Annotated in this window: 20 protein-coding genes; 16 read left to right on the forward strand and 4 right to left on the reverse strand. The window is 40.0% G+C overall.

Going from position 1 to position 21,363, the window contains the following annotated elements:
- Positions 1-97 precede the first annotated feature (97 nt).
- Entirely contained in the window at positions 98-1,759 is a 1,662-nt protein-coding gene (gene ettA, locus F4V57_RS07850; protein WP_070070880.1) for an energy-dependent translational throttle protein EttA, read from the forward strand.
- Between the two features lie 118 nt (positions 1,760-1,877).
- Here the strand turns inward: ettA and F4V57_RS07855 are convergent, their stop codons facing one another.
- A complete protein-coding gene (locus tag F4V57_RS07855; protein WP_070070881.1) occupies positions 1,878-3,863 on the reverse strand; it encodes a TonB-dependent receptor domain-containing protein in 1,986 nt (661 codons plus the stop codon).
- A gap of 239 nt (positions 3,864-4,102) precedes the next feature.
- On the opposite strand from F4V57_RS07855, the gene F4V57_RS07860 reads away from it, so the two are divergent.
- Together F4V57_RS07860 and F4V57_RS07865 are read left to right on the forward strand one after the other, a co-directional pair.
- Positions 4,103-5,014 (forward strand): polysaccharide deacetylase family protein, encoded by a 912-nt coding sequence (locus tag F4V57_RS07860; protein WP_070070882.1) that lies wholly within the window; start codon positions 4,103-4,105, stop codon positions 5,012-5,014.
- 8 nt (positions 5,015-5,022) lie between these two features.
- Positions 5,023-5,799, forward strand: a complete 777-nt coding sequence (locus F4V57_RS07865) for an alpha/beta fold hydrolase (protein WP_070070883.1) — start codon at positions 5,023-5,025, stop codon at positions 5,797-5,799.
- A gap of 53 nt (positions 5,800-5,852) precedes the next feature.
- Here F4V57_RS07865 and F4V57_RS07870 read toward each other — a convergent pair whose 3' ends face one another.
- Together F4V57_RS07870 and dkgB are read right to left on the reverse strand one after the other, a co-directional pair.
- Complete coding sequence (locus F4V57_RS07870; RefSeq protein WP_070070884.1) at positions 5,853-7,016, reverse strand: MFS transporter; 1,164 nt, start codon at positions 7,014-7,016, stop codon at positions 5,853-5,855.
- Between the two features lie 10 nt (positions 7,017-7,026).
- Positions 7,027-7,830 (reverse strand): 2,5-didehydrogluconate reductase DkgB, encoded by an 804-nt coding sequence (dkgB, locus tag F4V57_RS07875; protein ID WP_070070885.1) that lies wholly within the window; start codon positions 7,828-7,830, stop codon positions 7,027-7,029.
- A 153-nt stretch (positions 7,831-7,983) separates the two neighbouring features.
- Between dkgB and F4V57_RS07880 the strand changes: the two genes are divergently transcribed.
- The 10 genes from F4V57_RS07880 (at position 7,984) to gshB (ending at position 18,501) form a co-directional block, all read left to right on the forward strand.
- Positions 7,984-8,910, forward strand: a complete 927-nt coding sequence (locus tag F4V57_RS07880; protein ID WP_070070886.1) for a LysR family transcriptional regulator — start codon at positions 7,984-7,986, stop codon at positions 8,908-8,910.
- A 165-nt stretch (positions 8,911-9,075) separates the two neighbouring features.
- Positions 9,076-9,984 carry a 16S rRNA (cytosine(1402)-N(4))-methyltransferase RsmH gene (gene rsmH / locus F4V57_RS07885; protein WP_070070887.1) on the forward strand — a complete coding sequence of 303 codons (909 nt, stop codon included), beginning with the start codon at positions 9,076-9,078 and terminating at the stop codon, positions 9,982-9,984.
- 4 nt (positions 9,985-9,988) lie between these two features.
- The gene (ftsL, locus tag F4V57_RS07890) at positions 9,989-10,294 is read left to right on the forward strand and encodes a cell division protein FtsL (protein WP_070070888.1); all 306 of its coding nucleotides are present in this window, start codon (positions 9,989-9,991) and stop codon (positions 10,292-10,294) included.
- Positions 10,295-10,317: 23 nt separating this feature from the next.
- A complete protein-coding gene (locus tag F4V57_RS07895) occupies positions 10,318-12,141 on the forward strand; it encodes a peptidoglycan D,D-transpeptidase FtsI family protein (protein ID WP_070070889.1) in 1,824 nt (607 codons plus the stop codon).
- Positions 12,142-12,144: 3 nt separating this feature from the next.
- Entirely contained in the window at positions 12,145-13,653 is a 1,509-nt protein-coding gene (locus F4V57_RS07900; protein WP_070070890.1) for a UDP-N-acetylmuramoyl-L-alanyl-D-glutamate--2,6-diaminopimelate ligase, read from the forward strand.
- A 23-nt stretch (positions 13,654-13,676) separates the two neighbouring features.
- Complete coding sequence (locus tag F4V57_RS07905; RefSeq protein WP_070070891.1) at positions 13,677-15,110, forward strand: UDP-N-acetylmuramoyl-tripeptide--D-alanyl-D-alanine ligase; 1,434 nt, start codon at positions 13,677-13,679, stop codon at positions 15,108-15,110.
- Positions 15,111-16,229 (forward strand): phospho-N-acetylmuramoyl-pentapeptide-transferase, encoded by a 1,119-nt coding sequence (mraY, locus tag F4V57_RS07910; RefSeq protein ID WP_070070892.1) that lies wholly within the window; start codon positions 15,111-15,113, stop codon positions 16,227-16,229.
- A 60-nt stretch (positions 16,230-16,289) separates the two neighbouring features.
- Positions 16,290-16,610 carry a DUF7709 family protein gene (locus tag F4V57_RS07915; protein ID WP_070070914.1) on the forward strand — a complete coding sequence of 107 codons (321 nt, stop codon included), beginning with the start codon at positions 16,290-16,292 and terminating at the stop codon, positions 16,608-16,610.
- A 5-nt stretch (positions 16,611-16,615) separates the two neighbouring features.
- Positions 16,616-17,437, forward strand: coding sequence for a putative RNA methyltransferase (locus F4V57_RS07920; protein ID WP_070070893.1), 822 nt, complete (start codon positions 16,616-16,618; stop codon positions 17,435-17,437).
- A 125-nt stretch (positions 17,438-17,562) separates the two neighbouring features.
- Positions 17,563-18,501 carry a glutathione synthase gene (gene gshB, locus F4V57_RS07925; protein WP_070070894.1) on the forward strand — a complete coding sequence of 313 codons (939 nt, stop codon included), beginning with the start codon at positions 17,563-17,565 and terminating at the stop codon, positions 18,499-18,501.
- A gap of 51 nt (positions 18,502-18,552) precedes the next feature.
- Here gshB and F4V57_RS07930 read toward each other — a convergent pair whose 3' ends face one another.
- Entirely contained in the window at positions 18,553-19,053 is a 501-nt protein-coding gene (locus F4V57_RS07930) for an HPP family protein (RefSeq protein ID WP_070070895.1), read from the reverse strand.
- Positions 19,054-19,208: 155 nt separating this feature from the next.
- Between F4V57_RS07930 and F4V57_RS07935 the strand changes: the two genes are divergently transcribed.
- From F4V57_RS07935 to F4V57_RS07945, 3 genes are all read left to right on the forward strand, one after another.
- Entirely contained in the window at positions 19,209-19,721 is a 513-nt protein-coding gene (locus tag F4V57_RS07935; RefSeq protein ID WP_070070896.1) for a TetR/AcrR family transcriptional regulator, read from the forward strand.
- A gap of 86 nt (positions 19,722-19,807) precedes the next feature.
- Positions 19,808-20,623 (forward strand): class D beta-lactamase, encoded by an 816-nt coding sequence (gene blaOXA, locus F4V57_RS07940; protein WP_070070897.1) that lies wholly within the window; start codon positions 19,808-19,810, stop codon positions 20,621-20,623.
- Positions 20,624-20,666: 43 nt separating this feature from the next.
- Entirely contained in the window at positions 20,667-21,362 is a 696-nt protein-coding gene (locus tag F4V57_RS07945; RefSeq protein WP_070070898.1) for an ion channel, read from the forward strand.
- Position 21,363: the final 1 nt, after the last annotated feature.

Consider the following 21,363-nt stretch of genomic DNA (forward strand, 5'->3'; position numbering starts at 1 on the left):
AGAGTTTTTTAACTTATTGCGTATTTTTGCGTATAATGGTTGGCATTTATGTGTGTTGCCAATTTTGGCATTGAGCGATTTAATTTAGGAGTCCTACGTGGCCCAATATATTTACACGATGAACCGAGTGTCCAAGATGGTGCCGCCTAAGCGCAACATCTTAAAAGACATTTCTTTATCATTTTTTCCGGGTGCAAAAATAGGTGTGCTTGGTTTAAACGGTGCTGGTAAATCTACCTTATTACGCATCATGGCGGGTGTGGACAAAGATTTTTCGGGTGAAGCACGTGCGCAGCCGGGCATTAAAATTGGTTATTTAGAACAAGAACCACCATTAGATCCAAATAAAGATGTACGTGGTAATGTTGAAGATGGTTTGCGTGAGCCACTGGATGCATTGGCACGCCTGGATGAAGTATTTGCTGAATATGCTGCCGAAGATGCTGATTTTGATGCGTTGGCCAAAGAGCAGGAAAAACTGGAATCGATCATTCATGCATGGGATGCACATAACCTGAATAACCAGATGGAACAGGCAGCAGGTGCATTAAATCTTCCGGCTTGGGATGCAGATGTTACTTTGCTTTCCGGTGGTGAGCGTCGTCGTGTGGCATTATGTCGTTTGTTGTTGTCCAAGCCAGACATGCTGTTGCTGGACGAACCAACCAACCATCTGGATGCAGAATCAGTTTCATGGCTGGAACGTTTTCTAAAAGATTTCTCTGGGACGATTGTGGCGATTACCCACGACCGTTATTTCCTTGATAATGTCGCCGAGTGGATTTTGGAGCTTGACCGTGGGCATGGTATTCCTTATCAAGGTAATTATTCTTCTTGGCTGGAACAGAAAAATGCCCGCTTAGAGCAGGAAAACAAACAGGAAGAATCTTTTGCCAAGGCATTGAAAAAAGAACTGGAATGGGTTCGTTCCAATGCCAAAGGTCAGCAGAAGAAAAACAAAGCCCGTATGGAGCGTTTTGAAGAGCTGAACTCAAAAGAATTCCAGCAACGTAATGAAACTTCAGAAATCTATATTCCACCGGGTCCTCGTTTAGGAAATAAAGTCGTAGAAGTTGAAGGCATCAGTAAATCCTTTGATGGTCGTTTGTTATACGAAAATCTGACTTTTACCGTACCACCGACTGCGATCGTGGGTATTGTGGGACCTAATGGTGCGGGTAAAACGACATTATTCCGCATGATGACAGGTGAGCAACAACCTGATACCGGTACTGTGACTTTAGGTGATTCGGTTAAGGTCGCCTATGTTGGTCAGATTCGTGACACGCTGGATGATAACAAAACAGTCTGGGAAGAAGTTTCTGGTGGTCTGGATATCCTGAAAATTGGTGACTACGAGATTGCATCTCGTGCTTATATCGGTCGCTTTAATTTTAAAGGACAAGATCAACAAAAACGTGTTGGTGAGTTGTCCGGTGGTGAACGTAACCGTTTGCAACTGGCCAAAATTCTGCAAATGGGTGCAAACGTTATCTTACTCGATGAACCATCAAACGATTTGGACATTGAAACATTGCGTGCATTGGAAGATGCGATTTTGGTGTTCCCGGGTACAGTGATGGTGGTGTCGCATGACCGTTGGTTCCTTGACCGTATTGCAACGCATATCCTGTCTTTTGAAAATGAAACACCGGAATTCTACACAGGTAACTATGCAGAATATGAAGCTTATCGTACTTCTCGTTTAGGTGATGATGCGGTGACTAAACGAACAAAATATAAGAAAATTAGTGGTTAAGATTTAACTTTATAAATCGATAGGGTGTAGGGTTATTAGTATTATAACCGTACCCCCATTTTTTATTTGAGGCATTTATTTATCTGACTTTTCGTGCATGAAAAAGTCAGATATTGAATTAAAATTTAAAATTAAAGCCTGCAAAAATACTTCTACTCATTAAAATATGATCAATGGAGCGAGCAATATCATCACGCTTGGTATTTGTAAGATTCTTAATTCCAGCTTGAAGATTGATATCAGGAGTGAATTGATAATTACCACTTAGGTTAACCGTGTGATACGCTCCTGATTTTTGACTTTGTGAAAGTGCAGGTACATACAGCATTTGACTACCAGTATATTGATAAGCAAGCTCAAATCGAAGTGCAGAATTCGCTTTCCAGTCAAGAGCAATATTTCCGGTATGTCGAGGGCTATAATCTAGTTCCTGTCCTGTGGTTTTATTTTCACTATCAGAGAAAGTATAGTTTAACTTTATTCCCCATGCATTATTTAGTGTATAACGACCATCAAATTCGATTCCTTTAATCTTGGCAGAATGAATGTTGGTATAAGTCATAACAGTTGGTCGATAACCTGCACGCCAACTGTCACTGACAATCATGTTTTTAATATCATTTTGAAATAGCATTAAACTGGCAAAAATTTGCTCATTGTCATATACACCACCAAATTCATAACTGGTTGCAGTTTCAGGTTCTAGATCCGGATTACCGATTACACTACATAAACCACGACAGGCAAGTACGGCATAATCCGGGTCTGACTGGGAAATACTGGGTGCTTTAAAGGCCTTGCCAATGCCACCTTTTAAATTAAATTGATCGCTAACATTGAATACGGCATATATACGGGGGCTAAATTGGCCACCAAAAGATTCATAATGATCATAACGACCACCAAAAGTTAATTTCAGGCGGTTAAGTGACCATTCATCCTGTAGATATAATGCACTTTGATCAAGGGAAGTTGTGGAATTTAAATTTTGATTATGACTTAATTTTGTTTTACGGAATTCTGAGCCAGCTGTGAGTAAGTGATTGTCACCTAGATGATAGCTAAATTGACCATCCAGTGTATGATTGGTTTGCTCAATATCTCCGGTTTTTTGATACAAAGTACTGATGATTTCAGAATCATCCATTAATTCAACATTCTCATAATAATAGCGAAGGCGACTCTCTACACCAAACCAGTTACCGGTATAGCTTAAGCCAACACTGGTACGATCCATTTCCTGAATATTGGTTGGGAATGAAAGACCGTAATTACTCCATGTGGCTTTTCTGTCATCTGAACGATAAGTCACGTCTAGGTCAAGTGTTTGATCATTATTAATTAACCAACTGAAATTGGATAAAGCTGTAAACGCCTTGCGCTTTTCTGAAGCATCAGTATTTTTATAAATACTTTGATCGGATTGCCATGCTTTTTGATTTACGCCTTCAATCATCAAATTAGCTAATAATTTATTTTCAATCAATGAACCACTCAGATATGCACTGGTTTTATGAACGGCACCATGGTCACCTTCTGTTGGCACTTCATAACTGTAACCAATTTCGCCTTCAGTTTTATCGCTTGGTTTTTTTAGAATAATGTTGACAACACCACCTAGCGCATCTGCACCATATAATGATGACATTGGGCCTCGTACTACTTCGATTCGATCTATTGCTGCAATAGGAATTGCAGATAAATCAAAATCATTGGAATAGTTTGAGGTAAGAGCATCACGGGAATTAATACGCCGCCCATTGACTAATAATAGTGTGTAATCTGAATCCAGACCACGTATTTTAATTTCCTTACGTCCATAAGCAGAGGATGTATTAATATGAATTCCTGCACTATTTGCCAGAATATCTGCCAAATCATAGTTTGGTGACTTGGCTAAATCTTCTTGCGTGATGACGCTGATACTTGCTGGTGCATCTTTTTGACTGTGAGCTGTTTGTGATGCGGTAACAACTAAAGCAGGTAATGTTTGTAATTCAGAAGATGATTCTGCTGCGATCCCCAAAGTTGGTGATAAAAGCATAATACTAAAAGATAAATAATTAAATCGGGAAATAAAAGTTGATTTGCTATGATGTTTCATAAAATGCCATCGGTTATGTAAATGATATTTATTCTTAATACTATAGTGTTTGCTATAGTGTTGCAATATGTTACCTAAAGAAACAAAAAGTTTTATTAAATTAACAAAATATGACTTTTCTGTGAAAGTATAAGCGCTCATACAAAGAATGTTACATGAATATGAACATATATAAATATCATGATTTTACTAATTTATTTCTTATAGAGTTTTCATTCATAATCTGTGGATCATACAAAATGTATAATTGGGTATTGTTACTGATTTTAAGCTTTAGTGTCACGTCCGTTTCAGCCAAACAACTGGCTTTAAGCTTTGATGATGGTCTTAATCCAGAAGTCGAACCACAAGCGGCACAAATTAATCATGACATTTTAACAACCCTGCATCAAAATCAGATTAAAGCAATTTTATTCCCATCACTCAGTAAAATTGGTGATCAGCAAGGCTTAACTTTAGTGAGCGAGTGGGGAAAGCAAGGACATCGAATTGGTAATCATAGCGATCTACACCAGAATTTAAATCATGATGATGTCACCTTGGCGGCTTATTTAGCCAGTATGCAGCGTGGAGATAGTCAGTTTAAGTCGTTGCAGGGTTTTGTGCAGCGTTATCGCTTTCCTTTTTTAAAGGAAGGCAATACACAACAAAAACGGGATGGGGTAAGACAATGGCTAGACCAGCATCATTATCAATCAGGTGCAGTCAGTATTGATGCCAGTGACTGGTATTACAATCAACTTTTTGTTAAATATCAGAAAGAGCAGGATCAAGCTCGTTTAGAAAAATTAAAACAGGCTTATATTAACCATTTACTGGATCGTGCGAGTTATTATGATGATTTGGCATTAAAAACTTTGCAACGTTCACCCAAACATGTTTTGCTTCTGCATGTTCGTGCGATTAACGCTGCATGGTTAGGTGATGTCATCACAGCATTTCGGCAACACGGCTGGCAATTTATTGATAGTGATACGGCCTATCAGGATCCAATCTATAAAATTCAACTCAATATTTTACCTGCTGGTGAAAGTATTCTCTGGCAGATTGCCAAAGTGTATGGTATTGAAAATTTACGCTATCCGGCCGAAGATGTCCCTTATGAACAGGAAAACTTGCGTAGATTTAGCTTATCATCAACCAAATTGTAGGAGGATATATGTATCAATTTGATCATCAATCAGGAAAATTCATTCAAACAGAGTCTGCAAATTTCTATGTCGAGCAACATAGTTCATCTGATAAACGAACTATCGTGTTTTTACATGGTGGGCTAGGCAATATCGTAGATTTAAACCCGATTGTAAACAGTCTAAGTGCGGATTTTCATATTGTTGGAATTGATTTTGCAGGTCATGGGCGTTCAACATATCAAGATGATTACTCGTTTAGTTATGCACAACATCAGGCCGATGTTGAGTATATTTTGGCGAAACTCAATATTCATCAATATACGATTATTGGTTTTAGTGATGGTGGCATTGTTGCATATCGCCTTGCTGCACAACATTCTGATCAGGTTCAGCAAATCATTACGATTGGCGCCCAATGGCAATTAGAAGCACAATCTTTGAATATCTTGAAAAGCTTGACAGCCAAGCAATGGCTGACGATGTTTCCCGAATCTGTCACTTATTATCAACAGATCAATGCTGAACCAAATTTTGATAAGTTAGTTTACCGTGTTGTGAATCATCTTTGGACAGATCAGTCAGAAACAGGCTATCCCAATCGTATGCTAAACCTGATCAAATGCCCTGTATTGGCAATGCGGGGAGATCAGGATCACTTATTATCATTGGAAGAATTGACAGCGTTAAGTAAAGTTTTACCGAAAGCCGATATTGCCAATATTCCTTATGCAGGACATGCGTTATACGAAGATGATTTACAAACATGCATTACGCTAATTCAAAAGGCTTTATCACGAATATAAAATACTCAATAGACCAAGTAACATAACAATAGCTCTATTGAGTATGTGCTTGGTCATATAGGTGATGCAGATTTCTTGTATAAATAAGTTTGAAGATAAACCAGCACTAGCCCTAATCCGGCCAGTACTGCACCTGCAAAGGAAACTGCTATATAATTCCAGCCCAGACTTAATACGGCTGCTCCGGCTGCTGCACCAATGGCATTACCCAGATTAAATGCACCAATGTTGACGGAAGATGCTAATCCCGGTGCTTCATGAGCAACCGACATCACCCGCATCTGTAATGGCGGGACTACTGCAAAGGCAGCGGCACCCCAAATCACCAATGCAATGCCTGCACCGATCGCTGTTTTGGCCAAAAATGGGAAAAGTACCATCATCAATATCAGTAAGACTAAAAAGCCGATCAGGGTTTTATCAATTGAGCGGTCGGCAAATTTACCACCCAGATGATTACCGATGGAAAAGCCAATACCAATTAAAATCAGCATGACAGTGACCAGTTGTGGCGTGGCATTGCTGAAATACTTCAAACTTGGTGCAATATAGGTATATAGGGTAAACATTGCACCGGCACTCATTACGGTAGTGAGTAATGCCAAAATAACCGGTCCACGTGTCAAAACTTTAAGTTCTTGCTTAACATTGGGCGGATGACCAGCCTGACCTTGTGGTAAGGCTTTCCATAAGGACAAAATGGTCAGCATACCGAGAATGGCAATGGTTGCAAATGCCTCACGCCAGCCAATATTTTGTCCAAACCACGTTGCCAGTGGCACACCGCCAATATTGGCAATGGTTAAACCCATAAACATGGCAGCGACGGCACTGGCTTGTTTGTCCTTGGGAACAAGACTGGCAGCCACGACCGAACCAATACCAAAAAAAGCACCGTGATTTAAACTGGTGATCACTCGTGCAGCCATCAAACTCAGGTAATTGGGCGCAATGGCAGCCAATAAATTGCCAACAGTAAAGAGTACCATTAATAACATTAAGGCTTTACGTTGTGGAAAACGACTAAACCATAAGGTCATGAGTGGCGCACCAATCATCACGCCCAGCGCATAGGCAGTGATAAGCATACCGGCTTGCGGAATGGAAATCTGCATACCTTGTGCAATTTGTGGGAGGAAACCCATCGGTGAAAATTCGGTAGTCCCGATAGCAAATGCACCAATTGCCAGTGCAAGTAAGGGAAAATTAAGTTTCATGGCTAAAACCTTAATCCCATAGCGGTGCTAATTGTGCCGGATAGACTTCTCGACCATTACGTTCAAGTGCAGTAATGCGTTGTATGTCATCTGCACTTAATTGGATGTCCTGTGACTGTAAATTACTGATCAGATGTTGCCGTTTGGTTGAAGATGGAATGACCGCATAACCTTTTTGTAGAGCCCATGCCAAAGCAATTTGTGCTGTATTGGCTTGATGTTGGTGGGCAATCTCTTGTAATACAGGATCATTCAGGACTTTGCCATAAGCCAATGTCATATAGGACGTGACATCAATATTTTGACTGATGAGGAAGTTTGCCACTTTTTCATTTTGCAGATAGGGACTAAGCTCAATCTGATTGGTGATAATATTGTCTTTGCCGACAGCATCAATTGCTAGTTGTACTTCGGCAATATTAAAGTTTGACACACCAATATATTGTGTTAAACCTTGTTGTTGGGCTTCATAAAGATTTGTCACAATCTCGGCAATGTCAAAACCTTGTGCCGGTGCGGGCCAGTGAATTAAGGTAAGATTGACGGCATCTGTTCTTAATTTTTGCAGACTTTCTTTTAAGCTGGGAATTAATTTTTCACGGGAATAATTGTCTGTCCAGATTTTTGTGGTGATAAACAAATCTTGTCGTGCGACACCACTTTCGGCAATCGCCTGTCCAACTTCTGCTTCATTTTCATAAATCTGTGCAGTATCAATGGCACGATAACCGACCTCAAGTGCGGTTTTGACTGAGTCAATCACCACTTGGTCTTTTAATCGAAAGGTACCAACACCAAATTTTGGAATGCTCATCTTACTTGACCTCGGTTTAATCTCTGATATTAGACTGAATAACATATTCAGTCTGATTTTGATGGATATTTTGCTTGGATTTTTGTTGCAAAAAAACAGTATGTTTAGCAAAATATTATTGACTAAAAATCAACAATAGAATGTGGTGATCAAATGAAATCCTCAATTGAAGAATTACTTGCCTTTGTCACTATTGTTGATGCAGGTTCTATTGTCTATGCTGCACAACAATTGAATCAGACTACATCTGGATTAAGTCGGGCATTGCAGCGTCTGGAATCAAAACTTAATGTAACTTTACTTGAACGTACCACAAGAAAATTAAAATTGACGCAGGAAGGGCAGTTGTTTCTGGATAAGGCACGAAAAATTCTGAATGACCTTGGCGAAGCAGAAGATGCTTTATTGCGCTTTGATCATGAAATTTCGGGGTTGATCCGGATTGATTCGGCTACACCTTTTGTATTGCATGTTATTGCACCGTTGATACAGGAGTTTATGCAGCGTTATCCCTGTATCGAAATTGAATTAAATAGTAATGATCAGATCATTGATTTACTCGAACAAAAAACCGATGTGGCAATTCGTTTCGGACAGTTGAATGATTCAAGCCTACATGCAAAATTATTGTGTCAAAGTCGATTATATATTGTGGCCAGTCCGGAATATCTGGCACGGGCTGGTTATCCGGAAACAGTACAGGATTTAGTGCAACATCAATTAATTGGTTTAAGTAAAATGCCGAATACTAATAATATTTGGCCGTTAAAAATGGACGATCAATTCCTCACGGTTCAACCTAAAATTAAAGCATCCAATGGTGAAACTATTCGGCAACTGGCATTATTAGGAAATGGAATTGCCTGTTTATCACAGTTTTTAGTAGAAAAAGACATTCAGGAAGGTAAATTGGTCGAAATACTTAAAGATCAAAATATATCATATTATCAGCAAATTCATGCAGTTTATTATCAACAAGAACATTTGCCAAAACGGGTTCGTCTATTTATTGAGTTTTTGGCAGAGCGGTTAAAAAAGCATTGTATAGTAGATCGGCAATTCCCGCCAAAAATCAGTTAATGCAAAACAACTATCATGATTTTAAGCCTTTATTCAGCGTATAATATATTTTGACGAAAAGTATAGATTTAAAATTATATACAAAAAGTCGCTTGGTCATTGGGGCTAATCATTGAATAATGATCAGCTTAATCTTGAGTTATTTAACCATATTGTTGATTTTAGATGTCGCATATTTCTGTTCTATTAAATGAAACTGTAAATGCTGTACTGGCTGAGCGTCAAACAGGAATTTTTATCGATGCTACCTTTGGACGGGGTGGGCACACACGTGAATTACTTTCCCGTCTAGATGAACAGGCTCGGGTGATTGCGTTTGATAAGGATCCACAGGCACTTGCGACTGCGCAACAATTAGCACAGGAAGATGCACGTTTTCAGATTATTCATGCCAGTTTTGCTGAATTAAAGCAACAATTACAACAGCATGATATTCCAGTTGTGGATGGCATTATGGCGGATTTGGGCGTTTCATCTCCACAACTGGATCAGGCCGAGCGTGGTTTTAGCTTTATGCATGATGGTCCGCTTGACATGCGTATGGACAATTCACAGGGGCAGACGGCAGCACAATGGTTGTTGTCGATGGATGAAACTGATCTGGCCAATGTGATTTTTAAATATGGGGAAGAACGCTATAGTCGCAGAATTGCCAGAGCGATTAAACAGGCTGGGTTGATCGAGACAACAGCGCAGCTTGCGGAAATTGTAAAAGTTGCTCATCCAAAATGGGAAAAACATAAACATCCAGCAACTCGCACGTTTCAGGCCATTCGTATTGCGATTAATAAAGAACTTGATGATGTGGAAAACTTCTTGCCTCAGGCCGTAGAAATGCTGAAACCAAATGGACGTCTGGCAGTAATTAGCTTTCATTCACTTGAAGACCGTTTAATTAAGCAATTTATTCAAAAATCTTCAACCCTACCGGAACAGGACTGGGGAATGCCACAGCATATCGATAATCGTACACTGAAAAAAATTGCCCGTATTGCGCCTTCTGATGTAGAAGTCAAACAAAACCCACGATCACGTAGTGCATGGTTGCGTGTGGCAGAACGTTTGGGAGCATGATGTCATGGTGAAAAAAACAATGCTGCGTGAAAAATACTGGTTAAAACAGGTTGCAGTCATTGTCGTGATGATTCTTGTGATTATGGGGAGTGCTTTTATGGTGGTTAATCAGGTGTTTAATTATCGCCATGATTACCGAATCTATAACCAACTCGCCAAGGAGCGAGATGACCTAAATGCTGAATGGGGACGTTTATTGATTGAACAGCAAACGTTTGGCGCCACTGCACAGATTGGTACACGTGCAGTCACTCAACTGCGAATGTATTCTCCACCGGCATCACAAACAGTTGTGGTTTCTATTAAATAATTGGTAAGGTTTAAGGCACAGCAATGGTTGCGCAGAAAAAAGAAACGAAACAACGTAAAAAAGCCGTTAGTGCAAAACCCACGCTTGCTCAGGATTTATGGCGTTATCGGGTATTATGGACATTGGTTGCATTGGCTTTCTTATTGCTTGTTGGCCGTGCTTTTTATATTCAGATACTGGACAGTGATTTTTTACAGCAACGTGCTGACCGAAATATGACGGTGTTAGAAGATGTGCCTGCCATGCGTGGTGTGATTAGCGATCGTAACGGCATACCTTTGGCGATTAGCACGCCAATGATGACAGTGGTGATTGATCCTACAGATTATCTGGAAGCCAAGGCACGACATGAAAGCGCACTTGCCAAACTTAAAACTGATCCAGACAACCTCAAGCTCAAACGTGATTTAACCACAAAAAATCTGGATTTGAATGCACTGGCGAAAGAAGTTGGTCTTAGTCCGGCTTATCTCCAGCAAGAAGTGCAAAAACGTGCCAATTCGCGTTACTTTCCTTTGAAAAAACAAGTACCACCGCCAATTGCTGATGACATTATGGCGAAAAATTTTCAGGGGGTATATACCGAAAAAACTTACAAACGGTTTTATCCACAACCTCAGCCAAATGCCCAAATTATTGGGATTACCAATAGCAATGGTGATGGTGTCGAAGGTCTGGAAATGCAGCTAAACAAGCGTTTGGCTGGGGAAGCGGGTCAGCAAAAAATTCTGCGTGATCGTCGTGGTAATCGTTTAAAGGTTGAAGAAGTATTAAAACAGGGCAAACCGGGTGAAAATGTTACACTGAGTATCGATTCCCGACTACAGTATATTATGTATCGCGAATTAACTGCTGCGGGTGTTGCTAATAATGCTCGTTCGGCAACTGCAATAGCCGTAGATGTTAAAACCGGTGAAATTCTCGCCATGAATAGCTGGCCATCTTATAATCCGAATGATCCAAATGGTTTAAAAAATAAGGATGCCATGCGTAATCGTGGTGCAATTGATTCCTTTGAACCCGGCTCAACCATGAAACCGTTTACCATACTTATGGGATTAGAAAGCGGTAAATTTACTCCGGAAACATTAATCAATACCAGCCCGGGTAGTATGCGTCTTGGTAATCATACTATTCGAGATACCCATAATTATGGGACACTGACAGTTGGTGGCGTACTTATTAAATCTTCGAATATTGGTGCGTCTAAAATTGCATTGTCCATGCCATACGCTACTTTACCAACATTTTATAAAAAAATCGGTTTTGGTAAACGTTCGGCTGTAGGTTTTCCGGGTGAAAGTGCAGGTTTAATTCTGTCACAAAAACGCTGGAATATTTCGGAAGTTGCTACCATGTCGTATGGTTATGGTTTAAATGCCACAGTGCTGCAATTGGCACAAGGCTATGCCATGATTGCCAATCATGGTGTTGAAATTCCTTTAACTTTATTTAAACGTACAGAACCTGAGAAAGGGCAGCAAATGGTGCCGGTACAGATTGCAGATAGCGTGTTACACATGCTTGAAGCTGTGACACAACCGGGTGGTACCGCAAAAGAAGCTGTTATTCCGGGTTATCGGGTCGGCGGTAAAACCGGTACGGCGCATAAATTACGTCCTGATGGTAAGGGATATTCTCAAAGTGAATATCGGGCTTTATTTGCTGGTGTTGCACCCATCAGCAATCCGAGAATAGCCATGATTGTCGTGGTAGAAAATCCACAGGGTAAATATTATGGTGGTCTGGTTGCAGCACCTGTATTTGCAAGAATTATGCAAGAATCTTTACGCTTATTGAACGTACCATTGGATCGTCCATTAGAAACACCAAAAGGGGCATCATAACGAATGACGACACTCGCTCAAATATGGCCTGATCAATCGCTGGTTGTTGGTTGGAAGAATACAGAATTTAAAGGGTTTTGTCTGGATAGTCGAAAAGTGCAGCCTGGACAAATTTTTATAGCCTTACAAGGCATTAATAACGATTTAGAAAAAACACAAGTTTATATGCAACAGGCTTTGCAACTTGGAGCAATTGGTGTATTGACTGAAATAGAAGATGCACTGAATACCAAGGATAATATTTTATATGTGGCAAATTTACGACCTATTTTAGGCGCGCTTCAGCAACGGTTTTTACAGGCTCAGTCACCACAAATCTTAGCACGTACAGTTGCGGTCACAGGTACGAATGGTAAAACTACGGTTTCCCGTTTAATTGCAGAAATATTGACTTTGCTACAACAGCCGACGGCAGTGATGGGCACAACAGGAAATGGTATTTTGCCAAATCTTGAGGCATCTACACACACCACATTGGATGCCTTACAGTTTCAACAAATGCATTATCAATTTAGCCAACAAGGGGCAAAATTTTTATCGTTAGAAGCCAGCTCACATGGCATTGATCAAGGACGTATTGCCGGAACTGATATTGAAGTCGCAGCATATACAAATTTAAGCCGTGATCATCTGGATTATCATAAAACCCTCGATAATTATGCCAAAGCCAAAGCCAGATTATTTGATTTTACCAGTTTAAAACATGTCGTGATTAATGTTGATGATGCACATGCCGCATTAATGATTGAACATGCACAGCATAATCCTTCACAGCCGAAAATATGGCGTTATAGTATAGAAAATATGCATGCGGAATATGTAATTTCTGCATTGAATTTTAGTTTGCAGGGTGCACAATTCAGATTACATACACCTACAGGTGAATATTCAATTCATAGTCCACTATTGGGACGCTTTAACGTTGAAAATTTATTGGCAGCCATAATTAGCGTGGAAAAACTCGGCTTTGCCTTAAATGCTATTGCGCCATTGATTCCTCAATTACATGGCGCACCTGGACGCATGCAAACCATTACCGATCAAAATCGTTTATTTATTGTGGATTATGCCCATACGCCAGATGCCTTACAGCAAGTATTACAAGGTTTACGGCATCATGTTGAAGCAGAGCTTTGGGCTGTATTTGGTTGTGGTGGTGATCGTGATCGGGGTAAACGGCCACAAATGACACAAGCAGCACTCACTACGGCAGATCACATTATTTTAACTTCCGATAATCCTCGTAGCGAAAATCCTGAACAAATTTTTGCCGACATGAAAACCGGGCTAGATTTTGCTGGGCATCAGGTTCAGGAAATTCATGATCGGAGGGAAGCCATAAAAGCTGCTGTGACACAGGCAAAAGCAGGTGATATTGTGGTCATTGCTGGTAAAGGACATGAAAATTATCAGGAAATTGATGGTGTCCGACATTGGTTTGATGATGTGATTGAAGTTCAGGCTGCATTGAACGGACAACATCACCAACCTGATCAAGCCTATCTTGCCTAATTACCGCCAAAAAAAGGATAATCATGCATACTTCCACCACCAGTACAGGGCGTTTAGACCCTTGGTCCAGCACACAATTACAGCAAGCAACACAGGGTTATTGGTTGATGCCTGATAATGCTGCTTTAACTGGGGGAAAATCCTCCGTTGCTCATGAAGCGTTACAAATTCAACGTATATTGACAGATTCCAGACAGGCAAAAGTAGGTGATGCATTTTTAGCACTCAAAGGTGAACGCTTTGATGCGCATGATTTTGTTCGTCAAGTGGCTGAACAAGGTGCCAGTTGTGTTATTGTGCAACGTGCAATTGATGGATTAGATTTGCCGCAACTTATTGTTGCTGATACTCGTCTTGCATTAGGACATTTAGGTACCTATCGTAGGCAGCAATGTTCATCGCTTCAAGTGATTGCATTAACTGGCAGCAGTGGTAAAACTACGACCAAAGAGATGTTGGGGAGTATTTTTTCTCGTTTGGGGGAAACACTGGTTACCCGTGGTAATTTGAATAATGATCTGGGTGTACCAATGATGCTGCTGGAATTGAGGCAGGATCATCGTTATGCTGTGATGGAACTGGGTGCCAGTCATCAGGGAGAGATTGATTATACCTCTGGATTGGTTCAGCCTGATGTTGCTGGAATTATTAATATTGGCACAGCTCATCTGGGAGAGTTTGGTGGTCGTCAGGGGATCTGTAACGCAAAATCAGAAATCTATGCCCATATTAAATTAGGTGGTACGGCAATTATTCCCGTTGAAGATGATTTTGTGACTCAAATTCGTCAAGCGGCACAGCATGTTTCTCAGCTTGGTTTTGGAGAGCTGGGTGATGTATATGCAAAAAATGTTGAATTGTATGCTCAATCCTCAGAATTTGACCTGGTTACACCACAAGGTGTAATTCATATTCACTTACCCTTTGCCGGCGAACATAATGTGCATAATGCTGAAGCTGCAGCAAGTTTTGCGCTGGCACTTCATGTGACATTAACAGACATTGCTGAAGGTTTGGCACAGGCGAAAGGTGCTCAGGGTCGTTTAAATTTCTTGAATAAACATCAATATCTATTGATTGATGACACTTACAATGCCAATCCTAATTCCATGCGTGCAGCGGCAGATGTGTTATGTCAGCAGGTTGGAATTAAAGTCATGGTAATGGGCGATATTGGCGAACTAGGTGATGCCGTTGGAGCCGAACATTATGCCCTTGGTCATGATCTACTACAAAAACCGCTTGATTATCTGATTGCAGTAGGTGAATATGCGCCTGCTGTTGCGCATGGCGCAAATTCTAATAAATGTACCGCTTATGCAAATCAACAAGACGCACTGGACGCCTTGCTTGCCCTTGTTAATAAGCATCAACCCCAGCCAATAACATTTTTGTTCAAAGGGTCTCGTTATACCCATACCGAAAATTTATTGGCGGCATTGATGGAGAAACTTTAAATGCTGTTATGGCTGTTTGAACACCTTGCTGGCTATCATAGTTCATTTCAGGTGGTTCGTTATCTAAGCCTGCGTGCCTTACTCAGTGTTTTGACTGCTTTGGGAATTGGATTGCTGCTCGGGCCAGTCATGATTCGCAAGTTACGCGCGTTGAAATATGGTCAGGCTGTCAGTAGCTATGCGCCAGAAAATCATGCGGCAAAAATGGGAACACCGACAATGGGCGGTGTTTTGGTACTAATGTCAATTGGGATCAGTACCTTACTTTGGGCCGATTTAAGTAACCCTTATGTCTGGATTGTTCTGGGTGTAATGGTGATCTTTGGTGCAGTTGGCTGGGCAGATGATTGGATCAAAATCCGTTATAAAGATAATGCTGGATTACCTGCACGTAAAAAGTTCTTCTGGACATCAATTGCTTCATTAGGTGCCGGGATTGCATTATATATCATTGCCATACAGCAGAATAATCCTGTGTATACTGCCAATATGCTGGATCTACTGATTCCATTCTTTAAAAACCTTAGCATTCCATTTTCTGCGATTCCATTGGGTATTGCCTTTATTGTATTCACTTATTTGGTGATTAATGGCGCATCTAATGCAGTTAACTTAACCGATGGTCTGGATGGACTGGCGATTATGCCGATTGTGCTGGTTGCTGCCGGTTTGGGTGTGTTTGCCTATTTGTCAGGTGATATTCGTTTTGCCAATTATTTACATATTCCTTATGTGCGTTATACCTCAGAATTGGTGGTGATTTGTTCTGCCATGATTGGCGCAGGGCTGGCATTTCTATGGTTTAATGCTCACCCGGCACAAGTGTTTATGGGCGATGTTGGCGCATTAGCATTAGGTGCAATGCTGGGAACAATTGCAGTTATGGTTCGTCAGGAAATCGTTTTTGCAATTATGGGTGGCGTATTTGTGATGGAAGCTATTTCAGTATTTCTACAAATCGGCTCATTGCGTATGCGTAATAAACGAGTATTCTTAATGGCACCTTTGCATCATCATTATGAAAAACAAGGCTGGAAAGAAACTCAGGTGGTGATCCGTTTTTGGATTATTACCATCATGTTGGTTGTTTTAGGTTTGATGACGCTAAAATTACGTTAATGGTTTATGTCCTTGAAAGCCAGCGATCATGCTGGCTTTTATATTTTGCGGGAGATTAAGATGTCAAAAATTGATGGTTCTGATGCACTTGCCATGATTAACAGCAAAATTGTACAAGATGATCAAACTTTACCTCAGGTTAAACTTAAGGATGGAAGTCAGGTTCAAACGGGTACAGTTGCGACAATGTTGTATAACATACAACGATATAATAAGGGTGAACGTGGAGCCGTAGAAACTGAGCTTAGCACTGCAATTCCAACATTAGTTAAGGTTGGTTTATTTGATTTATTCACTGCTGAAGAATGGATTCAGGGTAATAATCCGGGACGGCGTTTCGTTGGTTTGAAGGCACAAGCATTTCTGCAAAAAAATGGATAATCCTTATGAATTTAATGTGTCCTGTCTGTAGAGAGCAATTGATTTTACAAGAGAAAACATGGCGTTGTATTCATCAGCATAGCTATGATCAAGCCAAACAGGGTTATGTTAATCTGCATGTAGTACAACATAAACATAGTAAAACACCAGGGGATACGCCTGAAGCAGTTGCTGCACGCCGCCGTTTCTTGAGTGCAGGCTTTTATCAAAAACTTCAGCAAAAAATTGTAGATGTGATTCAACCATTAGATCTTTTGTCCGCTATTGACATCGGTTGTGGCGAAGGTTATTACACACAAGCAATCGCACAGCAAATTCCACATTTGATCGCAGTTGATATTGCCAAAAGTGCAGTACAAATTGCTGCAAAACAAGATCGGCAGCGACAAGTTACATGGGTCGTTGGCACAGGTGCTATCTTGCCAGTACAAGATCAGAGTTTACAGTTGTGTAGTAGCTTTTTTAGTCCACTACCCAAAGCAGAAATGTTAAGAGTGTTACAACCTCAAGGATATCTATTGGTGGCAACCCCTGCACCACAGCATTTGCTTGCAATGCGTCACGCATTGTTTGATGAGGTTAAACCACATGAACCTGAAAAATTTGTGCAACAACTTGCCCCTGAATTTCAGCTTCTTGAACAATTTCTGATTTGTGATCAGTTACAACTCAATCAGCAGCAACTTCAGGACTTGATTGCCATGACTCCTTATGCATGGAAAGCCAAAGCTGAGCTGCGTACAGTACTGGAACAGCAGGCACAATTTAGCGTCGAAGCGCAATTCTGCTTATATCTTTTCCAAAAATCATCAGGCCCGATACGATAGAATGACAAATTATCTTGTCATTCAGCATTTTTGCAAAAAGCCATATATGCATATTCCAAATCGCTTAGATAATCTAACTTTTCTTGGTTATACTGCAAATATTGAAAATAAATGAGTTAAAAATCATGCGTGTATTAGTAGTCATGGATCCGATTGAAAATGTGAATCTAAAAAAAGACACGACAATGGCCATGTTATGGGCAGCCAGTCGTCGGGGACACGAGCTAGGTTATGTTCAGCAACAGGATTTATATATCGATCAAGGTAAAGCATTTGGATTAATTGCGTCATTACAGGTGTTTGAAAATAATAAAAATTACTATCAGTTAGGCGAAAAGAACAAAGAATCCATTGCCGCTTATGATGTGGTATTGATGCGCAAAGATCCACCATTTGACATGAATTTTGTTTACACGACTTATATTTTGGAACAGGCTGAACGAGAAGGTGCATGGATTATCAACAATCCTCGATCATTACGTGATTGCAATGAAAAATTGTTTGCAACACAATTTCCTGAATTACAAGTACCAACATTGGTCAGTTCACAGGACAGTTTAATTCGTGAATTTATCACCCAGCATCAGGATGTGATTGTGAAACCGTTGGATGGTATGGGGGGAATGGGGATTTTTCGTTTGAGCGCAAATGGCGTCAATATTGGATCAACGCTCGAGATTTTAACTCAAAATGGTCAGCAACCGATCATGGCACAACGCTATATTCCGGAAATTGTAGATGGAGATAAACGAATCCTGATGGTTAATGGTGAACCAATTCCTTATTGTCTGGCACGTATTCCTCAAAATGGAGAAACTCGGGGTAATCTGGCTGCGGGTGGTCGTGGAGAAGCAAGACCACTCACAGAAAATGATTTAAAAATTGCTAGAAGAATTGCACCATTTCTGCGAGAAAAAGGACTGATTTTTGTTGGCTTGGATGTGATTGGTGATTATGTCACAGAAATTAATGTGACTAGTCCAACTTGCGTACGTGAAATTGATGCACAATTTGGTACATCTATTGCTGATACTTTATTTGATGTGTTGGAAGCTGGACGCTAAAATCTTCCTATATTATGACCAAAGCTGATCGCTTTGGTCAATTTTTAAATCTCACCACCAATAAACCGGATATGTTCTCTTACTGATAAAGCAATGAGAAATCCATGCAATTAAAACAATACAAATGCTTCCTGCCAAAACTGGCTGAATTAAGAATGACCAAGGTGTATTCGTCATTAATATGACCAATGGATTTGCACCAGCAGGAGGATGAGTAACACGTAATATTTGCATGGCAATAATTCCGGTAGCAACAGCAAATGCAATTTGCCATAAACCATTGCCAAAAAATTGCAAGACCATTAAGGCAATAAATGCAGTGATGAAATGTCCGCCAATAATGTGACGTGGTTGTGCCAAAGGCGACTCAGGTAATGCAAATGCCAATACACAGGTTGCTCCAAAAGGGGCCATAATCCATAACTGATGTTGCATTAGCGTTAACCATTCCAAGCAGGAAATACATAAAAAACTTCCAATAAATGTTGTCATGATAAACTGCCATTTTGGCCGGGCAGGGGCAGCACTTGAACGAAATTGCATGAGATTCATGCTCAATAATTGGTGTAACTTTGAGTATACCGATCGGTATACTTTGGTCAAGTGCTGATTGGAATTTTGACCAAAGTTGCTGAATTTCTTCTCTCAATCTAAACATGATGAGATGGGCATTCTTGTACGGGGTTTATTTTTTAAGCGAGAAATTTATGGATAAAAAAAGGCAATATCTTCCACAAGCTTGGCAACTTTTTAATCAAAATGGTTTTCATGCGACAGGTGTGGAAGAAATACGTCAGCAACTCAACATCACTAAAAAAACTTTATATCGTTATTTTTCGAGTAAAGAACAATTAATCATTGAAGTATTGCAATATCGGAATCAAGTTTTCTTGCAAAAATTAAGTGAATTTATGCAAAATCATAACGGTCATGCAGCAATGTTACGGTATTTGGATTTTTTACAAGACTGGGTTCAACAAGCAGATTTTTATGGCTGTAATTTTATTAATGCTTGTGCTGAATATAGTCATGTGAACAGCGCACCACATCAAATTGCACAGCAGCATAAAAAGAATATCGAACAAATTTTGGCATCTCATCAAATTGAGCAACCTTATCTTGATCAAATATTTACCGTAGGAGAAGGGTTAATTGTCAGCAGTCAGGTCATGGGCTATAACGAGCAAGTCTTTCTCAACTTAAAAAAATTATTTCTATAAAATTGGGGGGTGTAGATTGCTAATAAACTTTACATAATACAGGGAAGGATGATGATAATCTTGCGCTGCTTTAAAAGGAGATATACATGAAATATATGATGATCTTGGGGATTTTAGGCAGCTTAGTATTTTCAGGGTGTCAAAGTTCTTTATCCAGCCAACAATCTGTTGTTACCCAACAACAGACTCAGACAATTTTGGCTGATTTTCAACAAGCAAAAGTGCAAGGTGTTGTGACGATTTATGATGGTCACCATTATCAAAATTATGGTAGTGATCTTGAGCGAGCCAAACAATATTTTATTCCTGCATCAACCTTTAAAATGCTAAATGCTTTGATTGCACTACAGCATGGTAAGGTAACCAGCACAGAAACTTTTAAATGGGATGGTAAAAAACAGCCGTTTCCTGCATGGGAAAAAGATATGACACTAGCGCAGGCGATGCAGGCATCTGCTGTACCGGTATATCAGCAACTTGCCAGACGTATTGGTTTAGAGTTAATGCAAAGTGAAATCAAACGGGTGGGTTATGGCAATCAGAATATTGGTTCAACCGTAGATAATTTTTGGTTAGTTGGACCATTAAAAATTACGCCTGAACAGGAGGCAAAGTTTGCTTATCAATTGGCAAATGAGCAACTGGCATTTTCCAAAACTGTACAGCAACAGGTTAAAAATATGGTGCTGATTGAGGAAAAACAGGGGTATAAATTGTATGCCAAGAGTGGCTGGGGAATGGATGTTACACCGATGGTTGGCTGGTTTACAGGTTGGGTACAACAACCAGATGGTCAGATTAAAGCATTTTCATTGAATATTTTAATGCAAAAAGATACAGCACCAGCAATTCGTCAACAACTTCTGGTAAGAACCTTGCAAAATTTACAACTTTATCCCTAGTACTGTTGTATAAAATATAAAAATAATTTTTAGTGAGGTGATGATGCGATTTTTTCAGGAATTCTGGCATCATTTTAAATTATTGCCTTCAGCATGGTTGCTGCTGATTCAGTTATTAATGTTGGTCATTGTGCCATTTATTAATCATAATCAAGCCAGTAGTGCTGTTGCCTGGATTTTTAGTGCCATCGCCTTACTACTTGTGGCAAATATTATTCGAATTACAGTTGCCTCAACTATTGTCGGACTCATGTGTGTCTTGCCTGCATTATGTTTGTCTATTATTGTCTTTCTGGGATATGGCAATTCTACTTTGGTGATTGCTGCAAATTTATTTGAGGCCACAGCGTATTTTGTGGCAGCTTATCGTTTAACTCTATATATGTTTGCAGATCGCTATCTTACTCGGGATGAGTTATTTGCCGCTGCAAGTGTATTTACCCTGATCGTCTGGGGTTTTGCTTTCTTATATAGTGCCTGTCAGGCTTGGGATATCCATAGTTTCACTTTACAAGATGAAAATTCACGTTCCTGGCTCAGTCTAATTTTTCTAAGTTTTAGTGTGCAATCCGGTACAGGATTGAGTGAAATCTATCCGGAAAACGATATCGCACGAGTATTGGTAGCATTGCAGATGTTTTGTGGTGTTATGTACCTAGCATTAATTGTGTCACGTTTAGTCGCACTTCAATATATTAAACACCAGCCCAAAAAGCCATCAGATGATGAAAAATCGTAAT

It is taken from the genome of Acinetobacter qingfengensis, from assembly GCF_008693185.1.
In the GTDB taxonomy this organism is placed as follows: Bacteria; Pseudomonadota; Gammaproteobacteria; order Pseudomonadales; family Moraxellaceae; genus Acinetobacter; species Acinetobacter qingfengensis.

What these genes read in the sequence shown, in the direction of transcription:
- F4V57_RS07935 (WP_070070896.1), top strand. Translation starts at nt 19,209, where the DNA reads ATGGATAAAAAAAGGCAATATCTTCCACAAGCTTGGCAACTTTTTAAT.
- F4V57_RS07860 (WP_070070882.1), top strand. Translation starts at nt 4,103, where the DNA reads ATGTATAATTGGGTATTGTTACTGATTTTAAGCTTTAGTGTCACGTCC.
- dkgB (WP_070070885.1), bottom strand. Translation starts at nt 7,830, where the DNA reads ATGAGCATTCCAAAATTTGGTGTTGGTACCTTTCGATTAAAAGACCAA.
- F4V57_RS07905 (WP_070070891.1), top strand. Translation starts at nt 13,677, where the DNA reads ATGCATACTTCCACCACCAGTACAGGGCGTTTAGACCCTTGGTCCAGC.
- F4V57_RS07920 (WP_070070893.1), top strand. Translation starts at nt 16,616, where the DNA reads ATGAATTTAATGTGTCCTGTCTGTAGAGAGCAATTGATTTTACAAGAG.
- F4V57_RS07945 (WP_070070898.1), top strand. Translation starts at nt 20,667, where the DNA reads ATGCGATTTTTTCAGGAATTCTGGCATCATTTTAAATTATTGCCTTCA.
- F4V57_RS07930 (WP_070070895.1), bottom strand. Translation starts at nt 19,053, where the DNA reads ATGAATCTCATGCAATTTCGTTCAAGTGCTGCCCCTGCCCGGCCAAAA.
- gshB (WP_070070894.1), top strand. Translation starts at nt 17,563, where the DNA reads ATGCGTGTATTAGTAGTCATGGATCCGATTGAAAATGTGAATCTAAAA.
- F4V57_RS07865 (WP_070070883.1), top strand. Translation starts at nt 5,023, where the DNA reads ATGTATCAATTTGATCATCAATCAGGAAAATTCATTCAAACAGAGTCT.
- F4V57_RS07915 (WP_070070914.1), top strand. Translation starts at nt 16,290, where the DNA reads ATGTCAAAAATTGATGGTTCTGATGCACTTGCCATGATTAACAGCAAA.
- ftsL (WP_070070888.1), top strand. Translation starts at nt 9,989, where the DNA reads ATGGTGAAAAAAACAATGCTGCGTGAAAAATACTGGTTAAAACAGGTT.
- F4V57_RS07880 (WP_070070886.1), top strand. Translation starts at nt 7,984, where the DNA reads ATGAAATCCTCAATTGAAGAATTACTTGCCTTTGTCACTATTGTTGAT.
- F4V57_RS07895 (WP_070070889.1), top strand. Translation starts at nt 10,318, where the DNA reads ATGGTTGCGCAGAAAAAAGAAACGAAACAACGTAAAAAAGCCGTTAGT.
- F4V57_RS07855 (WP_070070881.1), bottom strand. Translation starts at nt 3,863, where the DNA reads ATGAAACATCATAGCAAATCAACTTTTATTTCCCGATTTAATTATTTA.
- mraY (WP_070070892.1), top strand. Translation starts at nt 15,111, where the DNA reads ATGCTGTTATGGCTGTTTGAACACCTTGCTGGCTATCATAGTTCATTT.
- blaOXA (WP_070070897.1), top strand. Translation starts at nt 19,808, where the DNA reads ATGAAATATATGATGATCTTGGGGATTTTAGGCAGCTTAGTATTTTCA.
- F4V57_RS07900 (WP_070070890.1), top strand. Translation starts at nt 12,145, where the DNA reads ATGACGACACTCGCTCAAATATGGCCTGATCAATCGCTGGTTGTTGGT.
- rsmH (WP_070070887.1), top strand. Translation starts at nt 9,076, where the DNA reads ATGTCGCATATTTCTGTTCTATTAAATGAAACTGTAAATGCTGTACTG.
- F4V57_RS07870 (WP_070070884.1), bottom strand. Translation starts at nt 7,016, where the DNA reads ATGAAACTTAATTTTCCCTTACTTGCACTGGCAATTGGTGCATTTGCT.